At 58.2% G+C, this 21,056-nt stretch carries 21 protein-coding genes; 4 read left to right on the top strand and 17 right to left on the bottom strand.

The features are described 5' to 3' along the window. From SZ63_RS12680 to SZ63_RS07465, 12 genes are all read right to left on the bottom strand, one after another. The gene (locus tag SZ63_RS12680) at positions 1-4,362 is read right to left on the bottom strand and encodes a glycoside hydrolase family 99-like domain-containing protein (protein ID WP_162199193.1); all 4,362 of its coding nucleotides are present in this window, start codon (positions 4,360-4,362) and stop codon (positions 1-3) included. 206 nt (positions 4,363-4,568) lie between these two features. Beyond that, positions 4,569-5,234, bottom strand: coding sequence for an ABC transporter ATP-binding protein (locus tag SZ63_RS07515; protein ID WP_449405448.1), 666 nt, complete (start codon positions 5,232-5,234; stop codon positions 4,569-4,571). An 87-nt stretch (positions 5,235-5,321) separates the two neighbouring features. After that, complete coding sequence (locus SZ63_RS07510) at positions 5,322-6,083, bottom strand: ABC transporter permease (protein WP_048183429.1); 762 nt, start codon at positions 6,081-6,083, stop codon at positions 5,322-5,324. Continuing rightward, on the bottom strand, positions 6,070-7,026 hold the full coding sequence (locus tag SZ63_RS07505; protein WP_048183427.1) for a glycosyltransferase family 2 protein: 957 nt from the start codon (positions 7,024-7,026) through the stop codon (positions 6,070-6,072). Before SZ63_RS07505 ends, SZ63_RS07510 begins: the two co-directional genes overlap by 14 nt. Before the next feature lie 23 nt (positions 7,027-7,049). Then, entirely contained in the window at positions 7,050-7,784 is a 735-nt protein-coding gene (locus SZ63_RS07500; RefSeq protein WP_048183421.1) for a sugar phosphate nucleotidyltransferase, read from the bottom strand. After that, entirely contained in the window at positions 7,781-8,587 is an 807-nt protein-coding gene (gene rfbD, locus SZ63_RS07495) for a dTDP-4-dehydrorhamnose reductase (RefSeq protein ID WP_241481278.1), read from the bottom strand. Before rfbD ends, SZ63_RS07500 begins: the two co-directional genes overlap by 4 nt. Next, complete coding sequence (rfbB, locus tag SZ63_RS07490) at positions 8,566-9,528, bottom strand: dTDP-glucose 4,6-dehydratase (protein ID WP_048183413.1); 963 nt, start codon at positions 9,526-9,528, stop codon at positions 8,566-8,568. The genes rfbD and rfbB overlap by 22 nt, the downstream gene beginning before the upstream one ends. Positions 9,529-9,532: 4 nt before the next feature. Beyond that, a complete protein-coding gene (locus tag SZ63_RS07485; protein ID WP_048183406.1) occupies positions 9,533-10,009 on the bottom strand; it encodes a dTDP-4-dehydrorhamnose 3,5-epimerase family protein in 477 nt (158 codons plus the stop codon). A 206-nt stretch (positions 10,010-10,215) separates the two neighbouring features. Then, a complete protein-coding gene (locus SZ63_RS07480; protein ID WP_048183397.1) occupies positions 10,216-11,295 on the bottom strand; it encodes a glycosyltransferase in 1,080 nt (359 codons plus the stop codon). Next, the gene (locus tag SZ63_RS07475; protein ID WP_241481277.1) at positions 11,295-12,455 is read right to left on the bottom strand and encodes a glycosyltransferase family 4 protein; all 1,161 of its coding nucleotides are present in this window, start codon (positions 12,453-12,455) and stop codon (positions 11,295-11,297) included. The genes SZ63_RS07480 and SZ63_RS07475 overlap by 1 nt, the downstream gene beginning before the upstream one ends. Positions 12,456-12,689: 234 nt before the next feature. Next, positions 12,690-12,977 (bottom strand): hypothetical protein, encoded by a 288-nt coding sequence (locus tag SZ63_RS07470; protein ID WP_048183393.1) that lies wholly within the window; start codon positions 12,975-12,977, stop codon positions 12,690-12,692. Next, positions 12,974-13,159, bottom strand: a complete 186-nt coding sequence (locus tag SZ63_RS07465) for an antitoxin VapB family protein (RefSeq protein ID WP_048183847.1) — start codon at positions 13,157-13,159, stop codon at positions 12,974-12,976. The genes SZ63_RS07470 and SZ63_RS07465 overlap by 4 nt, the downstream gene beginning before the upstream one ends. Before the next feature lie 168 nt (positions 13,160-13,327). Between SZ63_RS07465 and SZ63_RS07460 the strand changes: the two genes are divergently transcribed. The 4 genes from SZ63_RS07460 (at position 13,328) to SZ63_RS07445 (ending at position 16,955) form a co-directional block, all read left to right on the top strand. Beyond that, positions 13,328-13,609 (top strand): DUF1016 N-terminal domain-containing protein, encoded by a 282-nt coding sequence (locus tag SZ63_RS07460; RefSeq protein WP_048183390.1) that lies wholly within the window; start codon positions 13,328-13,330, stop codon positions 13,607-13,609. Positions 13,610-13,847: 238 nt separating this feature from the next. Then, a complete protein-coding gene (locus SZ63_RS07455) occupies positions 13,848-14,078 on the top strand; it encodes a hypothetical protein (protein ID WP_048183387.1) in 231 nt (76 codons plus the stop codon). Positions 14,079-14,099: 21 nt separating this feature from the next. Beyond that, entirely contained in the window at positions 14,100-14,381 is a 282-nt protein-coding gene (locus SZ63_RS07450; protein ID WP_048183384.1) for a type II toxin-antitoxin system RelE family toxin, read from the top strand. A gap of 141 nt (positions 14,382-14,522) precedes the next feature. Further along, positions 14,523-16,955 carry an oligosaccharyl transferase, archaeosortase A system-associated gene (locus SZ63_RS07445; RefSeq protein WP_048183381.1) on the top strand — a complete coding sequence of 811 codons (2,433 nt, stop codon included), beginning with the start codon at positions 14,523-14,525 and terminating at the stop codon, positions 16,953-16,955. On the opposite strand, the gene SZ63_RS07440 is transcribed toward SZ63_RS07445, so the two are convergent. The 5 genes from SZ63_RS07440 to SZ63_RS07420 all read right to left on the bottom strand — a co-directional run bounded on the left by SZ63_RS07440 (position 16,918) and on the right by SZ63_RS07420 (position 20,863). After that, positions 16,918-17,520, bottom strand: a complete 603-nt coding sequence (locus tag SZ63_RS07440) for a CDP-alcohol phosphatidyltransferase family protein (RefSeq protein WP_048183376.1) — start codon at positions 17,518-17,520, stop codon at positions 16,918-16,920. The two genes, SZ63_RS07445 and SZ63_RS07440, sit on opposite strands and share 38 nt — an antisense overlap. Before the next feature lie 195 nt (positions 17,521-17,715). Continuing rightward, a complete protein-coding gene (gene arsM / locus SZ63_RS07435) occupies positions 17,716-18,552 on the bottom strand; it encodes an arsenite methyltransferase (protein ID WP_048183374.1) in 837 nt (278 codons plus the stop codon). Beyond that, complete coding sequence (gene hgcC / locus SZ63_RS07430) at positions 18,549-18,830, bottom strand: HgcAB-associated protein HgcC (protein ID WP_048183844.1); 282 nt, start codon at positions 18,828-18,830, stop codon at positions 18,549-18,551. The genes arsM and hgcC overlap by 4 nt, the downstream gene beginning before the upstream one ends. Before the next feature lie 252 nt (positions 18,831-19,082). Continuing rightward, complete coding sequence (locus tag SZ63_RS07425; protein ID WP_048183370.1) at positions 19,083-20,267, bottom strand: Uxx-star family glutaredoxin-like (seleno)protein; 1,185 nt, start codon at positions 20,265-20,267, stop codon at positions 19,083-19,085. A gap of 95 nt (positions 20,268-20,362) precedes the next feature. Continuing rightward, positions 20,363-20,863 carry a rubrerythrin family protein gene (locus SZ63_RS07420; protein ID WP_048183367.1) on the bottom strand — a complete coding sequence of 167 codons (501 nt, stop codon included), beginning with the start codon at positions 20,861-20,863 and terminating at the stop codon, positions 20,363-20,365. Positions 20,864-21,056 lie beyond the last annotated feature (193 nt).

The raw sequence follows: 21,056 nt of genomic DNA, 5'->3' as shown, positions 1-21,056 counted from the left end.
TTAACCAAATAAATCACGTTTTACTTTTTCCCGATACCGCATGACCTTCGACCGGACTTCGTCATCAACGTCAAAATGACGAAGAATGTATTCCTGCATGCCTACTATTTCGTTGAAGTGTCTTCCTTTATTCTCAGACAGCGTCACACCTTTTGCGTGCCTCCGATGGCGGTTGAGCGATTCTGCACTGTACGCAATATTACCGCTCCTTAAGAGCCATACATAAAAGAACCAATCCCCGGCAACCCTAAACTCAGTTAATTCCGGTAAAATACCAGAGATATCTACCTTTCTAAACACCGCTCCCGAAACATTCGGTATTGTGTTCTTTACTACAAGTGTATCGGTAATTTCTCTAGTACCTTCTCGAAGGTAGTTCGCTTGCCATTTATTGCGATCAATATCGTTCGTGTAATTCAGATAATCCGTAGCGATAATATTGCCGCGATCGTCGATCTGTTTTGACTGCGCATAGCTTAAAACAACACCATCGTCGTCAAAACCCTTCATAACGGTTTGCAAAAACAAGGGTTCAGCCTGATCATCAGCTTCGGTTATCCAGATATACTCACCCTTCGCCATCCCGATACCCTTAGCCCATTGTTTAAAAACCGAGCCGGAATTCTCCTCATTGCAGATGATTTTGATATCTATCGTTGAACTCCTTGCAACTTGCTGTGCTACCACAACACTATCATCGGATGAGCAATCGTCAAGGAATAGTATTTCATAAACAGGATATGATTGGAACAAAATACTATTCAGCCTCTCGGTAAGGTACGATGCATAATTGTAATTTGGAAGTACAACGCTGATTTTCTTGAAATCATACCCTAATAGGCCGAGCAGCCTGTACACATAGTCTGCAAACCCGAATTCGTTATCGATCAGCTCGGTCGCATTCCTTCCAAGTGAGAGCCGCAAGGGTTCATCATTGAGAACTTTGTTGACAGCATCCACCATCGACTCGATATCCTGATTGGGAACAAGTATTCCCGTATCGGATGTTACGATATCCTGGAAACCTCCTGCATCTCGAAACCCAATAACAGGCAACCCGACATCCATAGCTTCAAGAACCACGGATGGGAACGGGTCCTCACGTGATGTCAGAAGATACAGATCTGCGCCAGCGTAGAAGACATCCCGATCATCTTCCTTTTTACCTACAAATCGAATCCGATCCTCCAGATTCGATTTTGCTACTTCATTGAGAACGGGGTCAATAAACGAGATATCGTGATGTCCGACCCAGAGAAAATACACCCGCGGATTTGTTTGAATAACCTTTTTGGCCACTTCGACAAAGATATCGACGCCCTTCCTGTAATCTGCGTATCCAACAGCTAAAACAACCTGCGCATCTTCAGGAAGCGAGAATGCATCTCGCAGGTCTTTACGTGCTGCATCCACCCTGGATTTATAGGGATTCTTAAAAAACAAGCCCTGTGGTGCAACAACTGAACGATTCTCATCGATTTTGGAAACTGTTTCGAACAACGACTTCACATAACCGGAGGGGAAGATAACGTAATCCGCAAACTTAGAGATCAGTTCTGCGTTTCTTTCCATTTTGTACTCTTTAATCAGTTCCGGAAGCTCGTGGATCAGTGATATTGTTCTGATATTCTTTCTAACAAGTAATTCAACGATATCTCCTGTCACAACTGTGTTGCAAATTGCAACCGATACTCCTCTGATGACAAGATCGTCTACAAGAGCCTCCAGAGACTTTTTTGTGGAATACTCTCTTTCTACATTGAATATGTGTGCATGCTTTTCAAATTCGGATTCCAGGCAGCCACCAGACTTTAAAAGGACATAAACATCGAATTTGAACTGGTACTTGAGCCTTTTTACAAGATTCAATGCGAGCATCTGTGCCCCATGAAAGTGCGCGTCATGGGAAACGACAAGTACCTTTCTTGATTCCGAAGCGCTGTTTTGACATTCAAGAATTGCGTCTGATGTCGCCTTGAGATAGCCATATCCATACTTCCGGTCTGGCTCGAGGTGCGCACCTTCTGCCCACTCGTTCCAAGCATTGATAAAGACAAAACGCTCCTTTGGGGGATGGGTCTTCTCTGTATGCCGGATTACATTAATCAGCCATTCTCGGTAATTTTCTGGAGTCGCACCATGAAAAACGGTTGCTTGATTGGGCCTTCTTGCAGTGTTATCCCACCCGGGTGATACCGTTTTGAATAATTTGTAAGGGACATCGACCAGGTAACTCTTCGACTTCACGAACTCCTCATAATCGAAAATATTGCCTTCAAAGTTCGGATTTACAAGCGAAATTTCACCGGTAATGTCCGCTGCATTTTGCATTGTATGCGGCGGGAACTCGACAGCGGCATCAAACCCATATGGTCTTGGATCGCGGAAACCGAAACCCTGCGCAGCGACGAGATACAAATCCCCAATGCCCTGCTGAATACAATACTCTCTCCATCTATCTGCTGTCGCCTTTGCATCAGGCAATAAACCGATACGATAGACAATGAGTAACGGCTTTCCATTTATCCGAATATATCGTGGATCCCTGAACAGGGGTTCTAAATCCTTAATGAATGCAATATCACTTTCCGGGGAATGCCTCTGAGCAATCAATATTTCGCTATCCAGACCATCCCATCTTCGCGTCCAGTTCTCATTGGCCCAGCAGACACAGAAGGGGAAGTCAAATTCTTTATGCTCAAGGAACTGGTTAAGAGGTTTTTCAAGCAGTCGTTTGCCATCGAACCAGTAGTAGTGGAAACAAAATCCATAAACGCCATATTGTTTTGCAAGTTCTATCTGGCGTTTTTGAACCTCGATCACTCTTAAATCGTAAAAACCCAGCTCATCTGGCAGGTGTGGTTGATAATGGCCTACGTACTGAGGCACAGCCTTTGTCACGTTTGTCCATTCGGTAAACCCTCTTCCCCACCATCGATCATTCTCTGGAATTGGATGGAACTGAGGCAAGTAGAAAGCAATAAGTTTGACATCATTTTCGGCAACGGTTACGCTTTCTTCAGAGAGAGGGACGTAGTCCTGAGAAGTTTTTCCGCCTCTATCGAAAAGATCATGTATGTATCTTATTTCATTGCCACTATTTTGCGCTGGAGCATCGTTTATTGGAACCTTTTGTTTCCGCGCTAATCTCCTTCGTCGCGACTTCTGCACCCTGCGATATTCTCTGTACTTCCGGATCGCCGTTCCAACACCGTCATTGACGGCGATCCTCCCTCCTGTAAGACAATTATCGTACCACCTCCGCCTCGCTGATGGCTGTGGAAATAGCCTCTCAATGACTATGGAATGGAAAGAACTCGTCAGCTTGTGGGTGATGCTTTTATGTATCTCCGCGATTTGATTCGACAGTATGCTATTTCTTTCTAATAATGACTGTACGTCAGCATCACGCTGTGATAATGTTGCTTGCAGTGTTTCTAGTTGATTGGTCAAAGACCGGATCGACTCTTCACGCTGAGATACCTCGGACTGGAGTTCCTCTAAACTTGCAGTCAAAGACCGGATCGACTCTTCACGGTCGCCAACAGATTGTATTGCAGTGTTAAGTTGCTGATGTAGCCCGGATAACTTTTGAGATAGTAGTACAATTTCGGTATTCGATTTATCTATGAGAGAACTGTCAATATCGAAATCAGTACCTAGAGGCTGATGGGATGCTACTGCAATGAAATATCTAGGGATGAATTCTTCTTTATCGATGAATGAGAAGGCATTCGTATCGTATTTTATAACATATTCGGAACTTCTCTGGTTAGCATGATCCTGCAAAGAGAAGATTCTTGATCCCACATGTACTCCTTGACCGAAGAACTTTACATTACCAAAGCATTTCACCAATAATTGCTCAAATTCTTCGAAATAAAGCTCCCGCTGATGGAAAGGATTGTGATAATCCCCCTCATCGGTATAAACGCATTTATTAGGCGTTGAGACAAAAAAAACGCCATCTTCTTTAAGGAGGCGTTTCACTTCCGCCAAGAGTTTCTCATGGTCTTGGATATGTTCAAGCGCTTCGAAACATACGATAGCATCGAACAGATTCTCGCCTTCGATTGGGATCTTCTCAATCGAGCCTTCACGAAATTCGAGATTGCTTTTCCGATATCTTTCACTTGCGTGTTTCACCGTATTCTTGTCGATATCGATCCCAACAACTCGTTCCGCATATTTGGCAAGAAGAAAACTCCCATATCCCTCGCCGCACGCAAGATCCAATACGATTTTTCCTGCAATAAACTTCGATACAAACGCATACCGATGCAGGTGCTCATAGTGAATTTCGGCTCCGCATACTTCCGGATCAATATAAGGCAAATATCTCTCGCCAGTCCATTCCAACATTTTAGGACACCTTTTGTAGTTTAGTTTCTTTGAACTGAACACTACCGAATATTTCGTAGCAAATGGCACGAAGATCATTATCCAAAGATGGAGAGAGGTTTGTGGCCCAAGAAGCGTTAGGCAATCCCACCAGCGCTGAACGATGACCTTCGTAACTTGGACACATTTTACCCACTCATCTATACCCCACTAGAGTAACCTCACGCCTACGACCCCGCCGCCGAGATCCGCAGGTACTCCTCGACCACCTTGCCGGTTTCCCCCGACGAGAGAACCCTGCCGTTCTTCAGCAGCATACACCGCTCGCACAGTTCCTGCACCGTCCCGAGGGCGTGCGAGACGATGATGATCGTCTTCCCCTGGCGCCGGATCTCCTCGATCTTCTCACTGCATTTGCGCTGGAAGGCCTCGTCGCCGACGGCAAGCACCTCGTCCACCAGCAGGATGTCGGGGTCGGTCTGGATGGCCGTCGCAAACGCAAGCCGGACCGCCATCCCCGAGGAGAAGTTCTTGAGTTTCATGTTCTCGAAGCGCCGCAGCTCGGCAAAGTCGAGGATCTCGTCGTAGCGCTTCCCGATCTCTTTGCGGGTCAGGCCCATGATCGAGCCGTAGAGGAAGATGTTCTCTTTTGCCGTGAGGTCGGGCTGGAACCCGACCCCGAGCTCGAGGAAGGGAGCGATCTTGCCGTTCACCTGGACACGCCCGGAGTCCGGGTAGAGCACTCCCGCAAGGATCTTCAGGAGCGTGCTCTTCCCGCTCCCGTTCGGCCCGATGACCCCGAAGGTCTCCCCGCGCCGGACGGTGAAGGAGACGTCATCGAGCGCCTGGAACAGCTCGTAGGAATACTTTCCGCCTTTGAGAATCCCGACGATGTGCTCGTACATGGTGACCTTGCGGTCGTGGGGGATCCGGAACTCCTTGCTGAGGTGCTCGACCGCGATCGCTTCATCGCTGTTCATTCAGATCTCCTCCGCAAACCGACGCTCGAGTCGCTGAAAGACCAGGGTTCCTGCAGCGACCATCACGGCCCCCACGGCGAGGAGGGCAAGAAGGCTCGCTAAAGAGGGCGTCAGCCCGTAGAGAAGGAACTCCCGGTAGGTCTCGATGAGCACGGTCATCGGGTTGAGCATGTAGTACTCGAGGAACGCCGCCGGGATGGTGGTGATGGGGTAGACGATCGGCGATAAGAAGAACCCCGCCTGCATGACCACGTCCCAGACCTGGTTTAAGTCCCGGAAGTAGACGAAGAGTGAGGCGAGGACCAGGGATATGCCGTAGACGATCAAGAAGTAGATCCCGTGCACGACCGGGAAGAAGAGGATGTTCGGCGTCACCTTCGCACCCAGGATGAAGAGCAGCGGGATCAGCACCGCGAACTCGAGGATGGAACTGATGAAACTCGAGAGTACGGAACTCATCACCAGGATCTGCCGGGGAATGTAAAGTTTGGTCACCAGGCCCGGCCGGCCGACGATCGAGCCCATCGCCGTCATGGTCCCGTTGGCGAGGAACCGCCAGGCGATGATCCCGATGAGGAGGTAGAGGGCAAAGTTCTCCAGCTCGAACCGAAAGATGTTGCTGAAGACGAAGTAGAGGACCAGCATCATCAGAAGCGGGTTTAAGAGCGACCAGGCGAACCCGAGCACCGAACTCTGGTACTTGACCTTCAGGTCGCTGATCGTAAGGTTCCAGATAAGATCTCTGTAATCAACAAGCCACATGTGGGGGTCTCCCTATATTACTCCATGTCTGTGTGAATCGCCTGATATCGCTATCCGGCACGCTCCGCCGGATCGTCGAGCGCTTGTGAAGCATCCGGGGAATGCCCCGCACGGCGTCGACCTTGGACCTGACGATGGCCCGCCCCAGCCCTCTTGTCGCGTAGTAAGGCACGACGGCGAGGTTCCTCCCCAGTATCCAGGGGAGCGAGGTGACGAGCAACCGTGAGGGGAAGTTCTTCATGACGTACCAGACGACGTTCCGGTTCCCGTAGTAGACGGCGAAATCGGTCCCGACGCCCGCCGTCCCGCCGTGATAATGATATACCTGCGCCCCCGGCACGTAGCGGCACGTCCACCCGGCAAGCCGCGCCCGGAACGCCAGGTCCACGTCCTCCATGTAGCAGAAGAAGTCCTCATCGAAGAGCCCGACCTCGTCGAGCATCTCCCGCCGGTAGAGTGCGGCGCCGGCGCAGGGGCCGAAGACCTCTTCAGGACGGTCGTACTGCCCGTGATCCGGCTCGTACATCCCCCGGTCCCAGGCGGCGCCGCTCCGCGATATACAGATCCCGGTGGAGTTGATCGAACCGTCCGGAAAGAGCATCTTCGCGGCGCACATTCCCACGGCAGGGTCGGCGCCCATGGCCTTCCGGAGGTGCTCAACGAAGCCGGGATCCGCCCTCGTATCGTTGTTCAGGGTGAGGATATACTCCCCCCGGGCGGTACGGATACCGGCGTTCGTCCCGCCGGCGAATCCCAGGTTCTCATGGTTCCGGACGACCCTGATCTCCGGGTAGTTCTCTTCGACAAACTCCACGCTCCCGTCGGTTGAGGCGTTATCAACCAGAATCGTCTCGAAGTCCCGGTAGGTCTGCGTTTCAAGAGAGGAGAGGCAGTCCGGTAGATACCGCCGACCGTTGTAGTTCGTTATGACGACGCTGATCATCCGGTTGCTCTCCTCACTCCAGGTTACTGCCTGTCGGCCGACTCCGCCTGCTTCTCCCGGTACCGCTGGACCATCATGCCTGCCCGTATCAGGCTGTCGAACGTCCCGGCATCGCTCCAGAAACCCGAGAGAACGCTGTACTGCATCTCGCCGTTCCGGACGTAGGCGTTGTTCACGTCGGTGATCTCCAGTTCGCCCCGGCCGGAAGGCCTGAGCGTCCTGATGATCTCAAAGACCCGCGCATCGTAGAGGTACAACCCGGTGACGGCAAGGTTCGACTTCGGCACCTGCGGCTTCTCCTCGATCGAGAGGATCCGGCTGCCGTTGACCTCGGCCACCCCGAACCGCTGGGGATCGGAGACCTCCTTCAAGAAGACCTTCGCCCCGCCGTCAAACGACTTGACATCCTCCCGGAAATTGTCCTCGAAGATGTTGTCGCCGAGAACGACCGCGACATTGTCCTTCCCGGCCCACCTCCGGGCGAGGCCGAGCGCCTGGGCAATCCCCCCGGCCCCCTCCTGGATCTCGTAGGTGATGCTGACACCGAGCTCCGAGCCGGAGCCGAGCAGTTCAAGGAAGTGTCCCACGTGCCCCCGGCCGGAGACGATCATGATCTCCTCGATACCGGCGCCGATCAGTTTCTCCAGGGGATAGCAGATCATCGGTTTGTCGTATACGGGCAGAAGGTGCTTGTTCGTCACCTTCGTCAGCGGGTACAACCGGGACCCGGTACCCCCGGCAAGAATTACGCCTTTCAATGGAATTCACCTTTTGCGTTCAGATAATCGGAAAGCGCCCCGCTCCAGTGCCGGAGCGGGGCGGTCTTCGTGTTCGTCAGCACCGAGTAAGCCGGTCGCTTCGCCTTCCGCGGGAACTCCGCGCTCGAGCAGGGCACCACGTTTGCGATGATTGCACGGGCAAAATCATACCATGAGCAGACGCCGTCGTTCGTGACGTGGTAGATACCCGGCTCAAGACCGACAATCTCCGGTGTCTTCCGGGCAAGGTCGACCGTATATGTCGGCTTCCCGACCTGGTCGTTCACCACCCGGACCTGATCCATCTGCTTTGAGAGATGAAGTATGGTCTCGACGAAGTTCTTCCCGTGCCGGCCAAAAAGCCAGGACGTGCGGATGATCCGGTAGTCATCCATGTTCTTTGCGATATTCTGCTCCCCGAGGAGTTTGGATGCTCCGTAGACGTTGATAGGAGCCGGAGTATCGGACTCGATATATTCCGTCTTCGAGCCGTCAAAGACGTAGTCCGTGCTGTAGTGGACGAGCGTGGCCCCGGCATCCGAGCAGGCCGATGCGATGTGCGCGAGCGCCTCGCCGTTGACGGCGAACGCCAGGTTCCGGTTATCCTCGCACCCGTCGACGTCGGTATAGGCCGCGGCGTTGACGATCAGGTCGGGAGAGAGATCGCGGATGCACGCCGCGACCGCCCCCTCGTCGGTGATATCCAGTTCGTGGCCGCGGAGGACTGCTCCGGGATAGACCGCTGCGAGATCGTGGCCGAACATCCCGTACGCGCCGAAAATTACCGTTTTAATGGCCGCCACCACCACTCATTCCCGGTATACCATTGGACGGTCGCCCGTAAGGCGGTTTCGAAGTCGAACTCCGGCTTCCAGCCCATCGCCCGGAGTTTCGAGGAGTCGAGCGAGTACCGCCAGTCGTGCCCCGGCCGGTCGCGCACGTACTCGATCATCGACTCGTCCTTCCCTAGGACCCCGAGGATCCCTTCTGTGATCTCGAGGTTGCTCTTCTCGTTGCCGCCGCCGATGTTGTAGACCTCTCCCGGCTCCCCGTGACGGAGGACAAAGTCGACCGCCCGGCAGTGGTCGGCTACATGGATCCAGTCACGGACGTTTTTGCCGGTGCCGTAGACCGGGACCTTCTTCCCCTCGAGGAGGTTGGTCGCAAAGAGCGGGATGAGTTTCTCCGGGTACTGGTAGGGTCCGAAATTGTTCGTGCAGCGGGTGACGATGACGCCGAGATCGTGGGTGATATAGTATGAGCGCGCGAGGAGGTCCGAGGCCGCCTTGCTTGCCGAGTAGGGGCTCGAGGGGTTCAGGTTGTCCGTTTCCCGGAAGGACCCGGACCGGATGCTCCCGTAGACCTCGTCGGTCGAGACGTGGATGAACCGCCCGACACCGTGGTTCAGCGCCGCTTCGAGCAGCACGTGGGTGCCGAGGACGTTTGTCCTGACAAAGACAGAAGCATCCTCGATCGACCGGTCGACGTGACTCTCGGCCGCGAAATGGACGACGGCGTCGATCGGGTGTTCCCGGAAGACGGAGCCGACGAGCTCCGGGTCACAGATGTCGCCCCGGACAAACGTATACCGCGGATCTCCGGCAATATCCTTCAGGTTCTCCGGGTTTCCCGCGTACGTGACTTTGTCCAGGTTTAGGATGGAGTCCTCGGGATGCTCCTCAAGCATCTGCCGAATAAAGTTGCTCCCGATGAACCCGAGCCCGCCTGTTACGAGGATTCGCATAGAATCACCCGTGTTTCAGCCCGGGGGTAAGGCCCCAGTCATAGGGGATCTCATCCGTATCGGGCGGCAGCCGGAACTCGTCCGGCTCGTCGTAATTGTACGGCAGGGTCGGGATGCTCACGAAGAACGCAGTCTCGGTGCCGATCCCCTTGAACCCGTGATAGACACCCGGGGGGACGCTGATGAGGATCGGGTTCTTCTCCCCGACGAAGAACTCCATGAGGTTCCCCCGGGTGGGCGAATTCTCCCGTGCATCGTAGAGCGCGACCTTCATCATCCCGTGGACGCAGGTGAAGTTGTCGGTCTGCTTTTTGTGGTAGTGCCAGGCTTTCACAACCCCGGGGTATGCCGTCGTGCAGTAGACCTGCCCGAACTTCTCGAAAATGGCGTCATCACACCGGAGGATCTCCATGAGCCATCCGCGCTCGTCCGGAATGAGACGCAGGTTTTTAACAACCACCCCGTCGATGGTCGGTTTCATGCTAAAATAGTGGTGATTTTACCTGTATAATGCTTCTGGATTGACCGGGCCCGGAATCAGACGATTATCGAAAACACCGGTTTAAAATCCATGCCCTGATTTTCAAATTCAGAGTGCTGCCGTTTTAATTTTGAGACATCGGAACATGCATGGCATCCGTGATAAGTAACGTTGTGACAGGTTTCGGCACGAACTCTAAGGTAGCCTTACATCTCCCGATATGCCTGAAAGACAATCTCACGTATCCTCTCCCGGAAGACGGATACATCAAAGAGCCGCGCCCGTTCAAGGCACGGCAACCGGTAAGCCCCGGGGTTCTTCGCTATCTCCCTGACCGCCGAGACGATATCCGCCGCAGCAGGCTCCACCAGTTTCCCGGTCTCTTCAGCAACCGTCTCCAGGAAACCGCCCGATTTCACAGCAACAACCGGTTTGCCGCTGGCCATAGCCTCCAGGGGGGTGATGCCGAACGGCTCGTTGAACGAGGTGCAAACCAGGCCCTTCGACCTAGAATAAAGGTCGACAAGCTCGTCGAAGGGCACTTCCCCCAGTATCATGACATTCTCGGGCAGGTCCCGTTCCAGCCAGCGGATATACGGGGATGAATGGTCTGCAGCTGCGTGGCCGCCGACAACGATCAACTTCTCTTCGGGCATCCTGCGAAACGCGTCTATCTGGAGTTCGATTCTTTTTTCCGGGTAGAGCCGGTTCACCGAGAGCCAGTAGTCTCCCGCTTCCCGATGAACGTAACGGGAGACATCGATAGCAGGATAGAGGATATCGGCATCTCTCCCGTAGTATCTGGCTATCTGAACACGGGTATTCCGGGAGTTCGCGAGGATCCGATCGACGTTTGCCATGGATCGTCTATCGAGCGACCGGTGGAGGCTCGATCCGCACCGGTAAAAACCCCGGGCAAACCGCCCCGAGTGATCGCAAAAACGGATATTTTCGTCATCCATAGCCCCTATAAGGATATGACAGTACCAGAGGTTCGGGTGATGCTTTCCGGCAGCATAATGCGCCCAATTCCCGCTGAAGATGAAGAAATCGTAATCCTCAGAGAAGTCGCAGGCGGCAAACCGTGCCGCAGCGGACACCTGTTTGAAAGGAGCGATCCTGACTGTATTTCCGATACTAAGCACGTCCCGGTGCCCTGCAATCCGGGTGACGGCGTCCGTATCGGTAGTGATGATATCGGCATCAAGCGCATCCGCCATCATCAGAACAACATTCTCACCCCCGCCGATGGCCCCGAAATAATCGTGAAAGATCGCAACTCTCATCAAACGCCCTCTTCCCACATCTCTGAAGAAACGTCACCCACGGACCGGCCATAGACGGATTCGATCCTTCTCACAATCTCCTCCCACCGGTACCCCCCGGCCGTCCTGAGGCACCCGTCCCGCATCAGCGCCCCCCCATCAAGCGCCGCCCGGATCTTCTCCCCCATCTCCCCCGCCGAGAGCCCCGAGCAGAACCCGTTCACCCCCTCCACCACCAGGTCCCCCGCCGCGTTCCCGGGATGATCCACCGTCACCACCGGAAGCCCGCAGGCCATCGCCTCCAGCGCCGCAATCCCGAAACCCTCGCGGGTCGAGGGGAGGACGAAGACGCGGGAGGCCTTCATCGCGGCGATGACGTCGTCGTAGTCCGGCAAAAAACCGGCGAACGTCACCGGAAGCCCGAGGTCGCGCGCGAGCCGCTCAAGCGCCGGCCGCTCGGGCCCGTCGCCGACGACCAGCGCCCGGAGATCGGGAACCTCCTCCCGGACCCGCACGAGCGCCCGGAGGAGGAGGTCGACGTTTTTGTCCCGGATCAGCCGGCCGGTGAAGATGACGTCCCACTCCTCCGCCGCCGGGGGGACGGCCGCAATCCTCGAAAGATCAATCCCGTTCGGGACGACCGGGACCGGTCCGGCAACCCCGAGGCCTTCGAGCGCCCGGGCCGTCGAGGGCGAGACCGCGACGTGGTGATCGGTGAGCCCGGCGGCCAGCCGCTCGACGGCCTTCCCGAACGCCCCCCGGCGGCCGAGGTAGTCATACCAGTAGTCGCCCCAGACCTCGTGCCAGGTGACGACGAGCGGAGTCCCCCGCCGCATTGACGCCGCCTTCGCCGCGAAGCAGGAGAAGTAGGGGAAGTTCTGGCAGTCGACGACGTCGGCGCCGGAGGCGAGAAGCGGCCGGAACACCGAAGAGCCGAACCGGAGCGCCTGCGGGACCGTCCGCCGGCCATCAATATAGAGCCCTTCACCCGGACAGACGCCGTGGAGCATCACCCCGTCACGCTCGATCGTCGCCGGCCCGTCCCAGCACCGCATCCCGTAGACGTGGACCTCGTGCCCCCGCTCCGCGAGCCGGACCGAGACCTCGCGGATGCGCTTCTCGACCCCGCCCTTCACCCAGGGGTAGACGGCGTCGTAGACGTAGGCGATCTTCAGGAGCAACCCTCCAGTGGATAGGTTGTGGGGGGAGGTGGATAAGGGTATTCGTTTGGGAACGACTGGGCGAAGGGTGCGATGGCCCGCCGGGCCGGAGTTTGAGAAACCTGAAGGGTTTTGAGTCAGGAGTTCGAGAAGACCGGAGGTCTTCGAGGGAACGACTTCCCCGAAGGGCAGGAGTTCGAGAAGACCGGAGGTCTTCGAGGGAACGACTTCCCCGAACGGCAACGAGCACTATTATTACAGCCTGCCGTAGCGTTTATGCGCCTGCTCAATGGTCATCAGGTGAGTGATCTCGACCCGGTTCCTGTCGGTATGGATGAGATAAATCGCGGTAAATGTCCGTCCTATATGAAGGCGGAACACCTCCGTATCACCCGTATTCAGGCGCTCTTTGTCTCCTCCGCTACCCGGATAAGGATCGATCCGCAGAATAGCAAGTTTCGCCGTGATGATGCGCTGCGACTTCTCCGGGAGGCTGTGCAGGAAGTCCGCTGCAGACTGCCGGAACAGAACGGCGAACGTCACAATGGGATCTCCACGAGCTCTTCCGTCTCCTGGATCCGCCTGATATCTTCAACGAGCCGCCGCTTCTTTTCGTGCTCGATCATCTCCTCTATCAGTTCGGAGAAGGTCATCCCCGGCTTGCGCATACTGGAGAGGGCAGCCCAGACCTCTTCCCTGACAATAATGCGCTTTGTGGCATTCATGGCATCTATGGTATAGATGCCACAGACAGAAAAGATTGTCGATAGAATGTCCATCCGTGATGGCTCCGCCACGGACCGGAACCGCCTGCGGCCCGGAACACGACCAGAATACTCCCTCTGCCCAAACATACACATCAGCAGGGAGAATATCCGGGAGGGCGATCGCAGATGACACGGAAGGCCAGACAGCATGATACAGCGTTGCAACCGATTAGTGATACCCACCCTTTAGAACAGGATATTTCCTTCCTCCTTTCAGACCTGCGTGACCTGATCCGGACGGCAAAAGGCCGCGCTGCGACTGTGGTGAACGTCGAACTGGTCCTGCTGTACTGGCATATCGGCAATCGAATCGGCAGGGATATTCTCAAAGAAGAACGAGCACCATATGGTAAGAGAATTCTTTCGACACTGTCGAAAGAATTGATAGCAGAGTACGGGCCTGGATAGTTGTGAATATGCGGCTATAATGATTACTGCTCTGGCGGTGAAACGGAGCTTGAGCACCGTCAGGTACGAAGTGCGGGTGTAGCGAGCATGAGAAACCCAAAGGGTTTCGAAATACGATGTTACGACAGAACGGAGCGGGCACCCCGGCACCGGCCCTGTCGGGGTGCCCATTATGGCACATTTATTCATTGTGACAAATGTGCACATCAATAAATATCATAACGATCCACGGAGATGCATGTCTTCCGCCACAAGCGATGCCGGCAGCCAGATCAAGCGCATTCCCGTGAAAAAGCCTACCTGGAGGGACCTGCACGACCTCAAGGAGGCCGGAGAGAGCTATGATGAGCTGCTTGGCCGGATGATCCGGCGCGAGCGGGACTATCGCGACTGGAAGATGATCGTCGAGATCGAGGAGACCGGCGAGTTCGTAGCCTTCGACCCGGACGACCTCCTGGAGGACGACTGAGGCACCCGGGAGCAGGAGAGCGTGTTCACCGTTCTGATCGAGAGGAAGGCACGGGAGCTCTTAAAGCGTCTCCCCCCAAAAACCCGGCGCATTGTCGTCGAAAAGATCCAGGAACTCGCGGAGGACCCGTTTCCGGGAGGGAACAAGGAGAAACTTGAGTATCCTCATCCCCCTGCAGTCTACCGCCTCCATATCAGCAGATCCTTCACTGTTTTTTATATCATCGAGCATCAGGAGAGCATCGTCAAGATCGAGAAGATCGTGACGATCGAGAGGGCGCACAAGGAGTATTCACGCCGGTGAGGTCCCGGCCGGGGGAGAGGCGGGGTGCTGGCCGCATCCCCACCCACACTGCAGGGGGATCATGTGGGAGCACTGAGCATGAATCCCGCCCCAAGCCGTACCCCTTAATTACCGTCTGCCCCAAAGATCAACATACGACCTATGGCTCCTGCTGCACGAAAAGATCATAAAACAGCCCTCACCGCCGCCGCGCTCCTCGTCTTCATGATCGTGGCGGTCCTTCTCCGCGCAATTCCTCACGCAACCCTCGTCGACGGCTCGTTCACCAGCCTCATCGGCGCCGACGCCTGGTACAACCTCCGCCAGGTCGAGGTGATCGCGGCGAACTACCCCGGCTACGCATGGTTCGATCCCATGACCGCCTACCCGGGGGGTAAAGAGGTCGCGTGGGGACCCCTCTTCCCGTTCATCACCGCCACCCTCTGCATCGCCGCCGGGGCGGCCGCCCGGCCCGAGATCGTGTATGTCGCCGCATGGGTCCCCCCGCTCCTCGCGGCCGCCGTCGTCCCGGTCGTCTACCTCACCGGAAAGACCCTCGCCGACAGGACGACCGGGCTCGTCGCCGCCGGGCTCATCGCGATCGTCTCGGCCTCGTTCTTCGCGCGGTCTATCTTCGGGTTCGTCGACCACCACGTTGCGGAGACGCTCTTCTCCACCCTCTTCTGCCTCGCCTACATCGCCGCGCTCGCGTACGCCGCCCGGCACCCGGTAACGCTACGGCAGACAAAAACCATCCTCCCCGTCGCGCTCCTCGCCCTCGGCGCCGGGGTTGCCTACCTCCTCGGCCTTCTCGTCATGCCGACGATGATCCTCTTCGCGCTCATCGCCGGGGTCTTCACGGTCATCCAGGCCGTAAGGAACCACCTCGACGGCACCGGCCCGGAGGGGCTCCTCATCGTCAACGCCGTCACGTTCGCCGTACCGTCGGCCTTCCTGCCCATATCCAGGTTCATGGTCGACTCGATGTCGCTCTCGCTCTACTCCATCGCCCACGTCTACGCCTACCTCCTCCTGATCGCCGCGACCGGTCTCCTCGCCGGCATCTCTCTGGCGCTCAAAGGAAAGCAAAACGAGTACCTCGCCGCCCTTGCCGCGCTCGGAGTTGCCGGCGTTGCCTTCCTCACGCTCACCGATATCGGGAAGACGATGATGAGCGGCCTTACGGCATTCTTCGGCCGGGACATGACGGCCACCGCCATCCGGGAGATGGGGGCCTGGGATCTCTCCCTCGCGTGGCAGAGCTTCAACGTCGGCCTCCTCCTCATCCCCGCGGGGCTCGTCCTCCTCGCCATCAGGCTCCGGCACGAGAACCGGCCGGAGGTCCTTTTTACAATCGTCTGGTCGATCGTCATCCTGGTCGCGACCATCCAGCACCTGCGGTTCGAGTACTATCTCGCCGTGAACCTCGCGCTCCTCACCGCGGTCGTCGTCGCGTGGGCACTCGACTACGGGCTTCCCGGGACGGCCGGGTACCTCCGGGAGCCCGAGGGCAAAAAGAAGAAGAAAGCGCTTCCCGCCGCCGAGGTCGCCGCCGTCGGGATCGCCGTCCTCCTCACCATGGCCCTCGTCGGCGCATCCGCCTCGGAAAACATCGGCTACGCGCAGAACGGCGTCCCCCGCACCATGCTCGCCGACGACTGGCGAGACGCGCTCGAGTGGATGGGCGAAAACACCCCCGACACCGGTGTCGATTACTACGCAATCTACGATCGGGATACCTTCACCTACCCCGAAGGGTCTTACGGCGTCATGTCCTGGTGGGACTACGGCCACTGGATCACCTTCATCGCGCAGCGGATCCCGGTCACCAACCCCTTCCAGGACAACGTCGCCGCGGCCACCGGATTCTTCCTCGCGACGACCGAGGAGGGGGCCGACGCGGCCGGCTCGCGCTACATCGTCACCGACGGCAGGATGGCCGCCGAGGGATTCCCGTCCATCGCCTACTGGCACGACGCGGAGACGGGAACCACGCCCTACGCAACACCTCTTCTCGTCGCGGTGGGAGGCGATACCTACCGCATCGAGCCGTTCTACCGGCAGGCATACTACGAGACGATGGCGGTGCGGCTCCAGACCCTGGACGGGACGCTCGTAGAGCCCGAGGAGGCCCTCTACGTCGAGTATGATATCGGGTCGGTCCCGGAGACCGGGTATCCGCTCCTCACCGGGAGCCGGGAGATGAGCCCGGCAGAGGCGCAGGCGGCGGCCGGGTCTTACACGGGCCCGGGTAAGGCCGCAGTCTTCGGGAGCGATGCCGCGATGCCGCCGGGAACCGTCCCGGCGCTCAAGCACTACCGGCTCGTCTACGAGTCCTCGCCGGACCCCGCGACGAGCGTGAAGATCTTCGAGCACGTCGAGGGCGCCGCAATCCCGGGCGAGGGGGTCATCGAGGTCACGGTCGTCACCAACACCGGCCGGGAGTTCGTTTACCGGCAGGCAAGTGAGAACGGGACGTTCGTCGTCCCCTACTCCACGGCCGGCAACCCCTATGACGTGAAGACGGTCGGAGGCTACCGGATCGGGAACGAGGAGATCACGGTGACCGAGGAGGCCGTGACGGGATTAGCGTAGCCTCCCGGACAGAGAGGAGCCTTCGCACCGCCGTGGCGTTCGTCGCGACCGCGAGGATGACGAGCGCCGGGAGAACGAGCCCCGTCACCAGCCCGATGATGATGACCGCGATCCGCTCCGGCCGGGCGAAGAGCCCGGCCCGGCACTCGACCCCGAGCCCCTCGGCCCGGGCCCGGGCGTAGCTGACCATCAGCGAGCCGATAGCGGCGAGAAAAGCGGCCTCGACGCCCCAGGGCGTCCCCGCCCCCGCGTAGTAGACAACCAGTCCCCCATAGACCGCAGCCTCGGCATAGCGGTCCAGGAACGAGTCGAAGAACGCCCCGAATGGAGAAGCAGCGCCGGTCACCCGGGCGAGCGCCCCGTCGAGGGCGTCGAAGGCGCAGGACGCGGCGACGACGAGCCCGGCAAAGAAGAACGATCCCCCGGCGCAGAGGACTCCGGCGGCCGCCATCCCGAGGAACCCGAGCAGGGTGAGGGTGTTCGGGGTCGCCCCCGTCCGGGCGATGAGGGCCGCGATTCGCGTGAGCACCCCGCTCGTCGCTGCCCGGAGGTGCTCCTCGATCACCGGCCCGTCTCCCGGGAGCGTTGATCCGCGACCGACTTCGACCGTATCATGGCAGGGGATCGTCGCTCCCGGGAGATAAGGGTGTCTCTCCCGGCGGCACTATAATGATTATATCCATAATAATTAGATCTATAATCATTATGAGGTTCTACGGCAGGGAGCGTAACCCCCCGGACCGCAAAAATAAGGAAGTATCTAGCACGTCCCGTCGCAGCCACAGCCGGCCGGTTTCCTGGCGCCGACCCTGACGCTGACGATGCTCTTTTCGACCGACGCTCTCTCGCCCCCGGCGAGGAGTCCGGCAAGCTCCGGCTCGCTCACGATGAGATCGAGCGGGAAGACCGTCTCCCCCCGGACCGCGATCTCGGCAAAGCCCGCACCGGCGATGCTGCCGAGGTATTCCTCCTTCATCAGTGCGCCTGCGACGCAACTGCTGTAGAGGAGCGCCGATTCAGCAAGCGGCGCCGGGAGGGGCGCCGTCAGCACGATGTCGGAGACCATGAGCCTGCCGCCGGGGCGGAGGACCCGGAAGGCCTCTCTAAAGACCTGCCGTTTGTCGGTGGAGAGGTTGATGACGCAGTTCGATATGACCACGTCGACAGAGTTGTCCGCCACCGGCAGGTGCTCGATCTCGCCGAGGCGGAACTCCACGTTCGTCCGCCCGCTCTTCTTTGCGTTCTCCCGCGCCCTGTCAAGCATCTCGGGCGTCATGTCGACGCCGACGACGCGGCCCGCCGGCCCGACCCGCTCCGCCGCAAGGAAGGCATCGAACCCCGCCCCCGACCCCAGGTCGAGGACGACGTCGCCTTCCCGGAGGGAGGCAAGAGCCACGGGGTTGCCGCACCCGAGCCCCAGGTTCGCGCCCTCCGGCGCCTGTGCGAGATCTTCTTCCGAGTAGCCGATGCCGAGGCTCACCGATTCGACCGTCCTTCCGGTGCCGCAGCACCCGGTGCCGCATCCGCATCCGCCCTGCCGGGCGGCCACCCGCCCGTATGCACTCCGTACCTGCCTGTGAATATCCTCTTCCTTCATCGCGATCCTCCTCCGCCCGCAAGGTCCTCCGTCATGGGAGAGAGCAGCTCCGTCACCATGCCGTTGAAGCAACTCGCCTTGATCAGCGTGATGCAGCAGACATCTCCTTCCTTCCCCCAGAAGACGACCGCAAGCCGGTCGCCGGGAGCGATCCCCGCGCGTTCGCGGATATCTTTCGGCAGCACCACCTGCCCCCGTGCGTCGACGCTCACGACCGCCTCGACTGTGCAGGCACCGGGACAGGAGGGACTCCGCCCGTCACCCGGGGTATCTTCCATGCGGCTCATCGGATCAGGGTTGCCGGCGAAAATATATCAACATACCGAATTTTCTGAATATTCAGAAAATTCTGCGCACCGGGAAGGGCGCCGCCCTTCGGCGACGGTTCGGGAAGATGGGCGGATGACAGGGGGCCGGCGGCTTCTGCAAACGGTCACCAGCAGCGTGCTCGATCTCCCGGTCGAACCGTCCCGAGAACGAGCCGGTTCATCCCCCGGCCGCTGGCCGGAGGCGCCGGGCGCCGACCACACTCACGCGCCGCCATCCCGCTCTTTCGCCTGCTTGCTCATGAAGCGCTCGAAATACTCGTGCGCCTCGAGGGCCGCCTTCGCCCCGTCGCCGGCGGCGACGATGATCTGCTTGGCCTTGACGCAGGTCGCGTCCCCGGCCGCAAAGATCCCGGGAACACTCGTGTGACCGTTCTCGTCGATATCGATCTCGCCCTGCTCGTTCAGCACCACGAGACCCTTGAGGAAACCCGTGTTCGGCAGGAGCCCGATCGCGAGGAAAAGCCCTTCCACGCCAAGGAACGTCTCCTGGCCGGTTTGGCGATCGCGGATCGTGATCCCGGTCAGGGCCTCTTCGCCGTGGAGTTCCGTCACCTCGTGATGGAGGTAGATCCGTACGCCCACCTCCTTTGCCCGGGCGATATAGATCTCATCGCACCGGAGATCGCTTCGGACGATCAGCGCCACGAAACTCGCGATCTTCGTCGTCTCGATCGCGGTCTGGATTGCCGCGTTCCCGCCGCCGACGACCGCGATCGGCTTGCCGCGGAAGAACGGGGCGTCGCAGGTCGAACAGATGGAGACACCCCGCCCCATCAGCCGGTCCTCGCCCGGGAGTCCAAGGGTGCGGGGCTCTTTCCCGGGAGCAAGGATGACCGTCCGGCAGTGGTACGTGTTCCCGGATGCCGTCCGGACGACGAAGACGTCCTCCTCCTTCTCGATGCTCTCGACGCCGTCAAGCTCGAGGCTGACGTGGAGCCCCCGGACCTGCTCTTCGAACTTTCTGACGAGTTCCTCTCCCGAGATCAACCTGAAGCCCATGTAGTTCTCGATCGCCCAGCTCCAGGCCGCCTGACCACCGATGTTCTCCGAGACGACGACGGTCTTCATGAGTTTCCTGCCGCAATAGACCGCAGCCGTCAGCCCCGCCGGCCCGGCACCCACGACGACCACATCGTCGATCTCATCCTTCACCGGCGTCCCGAAGATCTCCCGGAGCCGTTTTGCATCGAACCCGACGACCACATCGTCGCCGGAGACCGTGACCGGCACCCCCCGCTGCCCCGAGAGCCGGATCATCTCCCGCGCCGCCTCGCGATCCTTTCCCACATCTACGGCCTCGTATTCGACGCCGAGTTTCTCGAGGAATGCCCGGACCATCCGGCAGTAAGGGCAGTTTTCCGTCGTGTAGACCATCACGCCTGCCATAGAGTGGGATATCTCGGGGCCCCTATTTAACTTGTGGGGAACGAGGCGGGGCAAACCCCCCGGCCACGGCGGCACCGGGCCGAAAAGAAGAGATATTATTGAATTTCGCGGAACATTCGTGTCGGAACTCCGCATATCGGGCACTTTTCCGGCGGCTCCCCGAGTTCGACATTGCCGCAGACCGGGCAGAGGAAGACCTTCTCTGCATCGAGATCTTTTCCTTCCCGGACTGACTCGAGCGCCTGGAGGTAGAGGTTCGCGTGCACCTCTTCCGCCTTCATCGCATGGGTGAAGACGATCGAGGCCTCGTTTTTGCGTTCTTCCTTCGCTTCGGCGACGAACGTGGGATACATCTCCATGAACTCGTAGTTCTCGCCCTCCATCGCGCTTTTCAGGTTCTCCTCGGTGCTCCCGACGGCGTTCAGGATGAAGAGGAGGCGTTTCGCGTGGACGGCTTCCGCTTCGCTTGCCGCACGGAAGAGTTTTGCCACGGCGGGATAGCCCTCGGCGGCTGCCTTCTCCGCAAAGACCGAGTACTTTCTGTTCGCCTGGGACTCCCCGGCGTACGCGTTTTGAGCGTTCTCATCTGTCGGCATGGATGGATCATTGCAGGACGCTCGTATTAAACCTTTCACCTTTATCTCCGGAAACCCTATGCCGCCGGAGAACCCACCCCCGGTAGATGAGGGTTGCGACGGGCGTGAGCACCGTCAGGTGCGAACGCCCGGAGCTTGAGAAGACCGAAGGCCTTCGAGTTGCGACGGGCGTGAGCACCGTCAGGTGCGAACG

The sequence above is a fragment of the Methanoculleus sediminis genome (assembly GCF_001017125.1).
GTDB classification, from domain to species: domain Archaea; phylum Halobacteriota; class Methanomicrobia; order Methanomicrobiales; family Methanoculleaceae; genus Methanoculleus; species Methanoculleus sediminis.
This window is presented reverse-complemented; position numbering and strand designations above follow the sequence as displayed.

Coding starts and splice junctions, on each gene's coding strand:
- SZ63_RS12680 (WP_162199193.1), bottom strand. CDS start 4,362: ATGTTGGAATGGACTGGCGAGAGATATTTGCCTTATATTGATCCGGAA.
- SZ63_RS07510 (WP_048183429.1), bottom strand. CDS start 6,083: ATGTGGCTTGTTGATTACAGAGATCTTATCTGGAACCTTACGATCAGC.
- SZ63_RS07505 (WP_048183427.1), bottom strand. CDS start 7,026: ATGATCAGCGTCGTCATAACGAACTACAACGGTCGGCGGTATCTACCG.
- rfbB (WP_048183413.1), bottom strand. CDS start 9,528: ATGCGAATCCTCGTAACAGGCGGGCTCGGGTTCATCGGGAGCAACTTT.
- SZ63_RS07485 (WP_048183406.1), bottom strand. CDS start 10,009: ATGAAACCGACCATCGACGGGGTGGTTGTTAAAAACCTGCGTCTCATT.
- SZ63_RS07480 (WP_048183397.1), bottom strand. CDS start 11,295: ATGAGAGTTGCGATCTTTCACGATTATTTCGGGGCCATCGGCGGGGGT.
- SZ63_RS07465 (WP_048183847.1), bottom strand. CDS start 13,159: ATGAATGCCACAAAGCGCATTATTGTCAGGGAAGAGGTCTGGGCTGCC.
- SZ63_RS07460 (WP_048183390.1), top strand. CDS start 13,328: ATGACACGGAAGGCCAGACAGCATGATACAGCGTTGCAACCGATTAGT.
- SZ63_RS07455 (WP_048183387.1), top strand. CDS start 13,848: ATGTCTTCCGCCACAAGCGATGCCGGCAGCCAGATCAAGCGCATTCCC.
- SZ63_RS07445 (WP_048183381.1), top strand. CDS start 14,523: ATGGCTCCTGCTGCACGAAAAGATCATAAAACAGCCCTCACCGCCGCC.
- arsM (WP_048183374.1), bottom strand. CDS start 18,552: ATGAAGGAAGAGGATATTCACAGGCAGGTACGGAGTGCATACGGGCGG.
- hgcC (WP_048183844.1), bottom strand. CDS start 18,830: ATGGAAGATACCCCGGGTGACGGGCGGAGTCCCTCCTGTCCCGGTGCC.
- SZ63_RS07425 (WP_048183370.1), bottom strand. CDS start 20,267: ATGGCAGGCGTGATGGTCTACACGACGGAAAACTGCCCTTACTGCCGG.
- SZ63_RS07420 (WP_048183367.1), bottom strand. CDS start 20,863: ATGCCGACAGATGAGAACGCTCAAAACGCGTACGCCGGGGAGTCCCAG.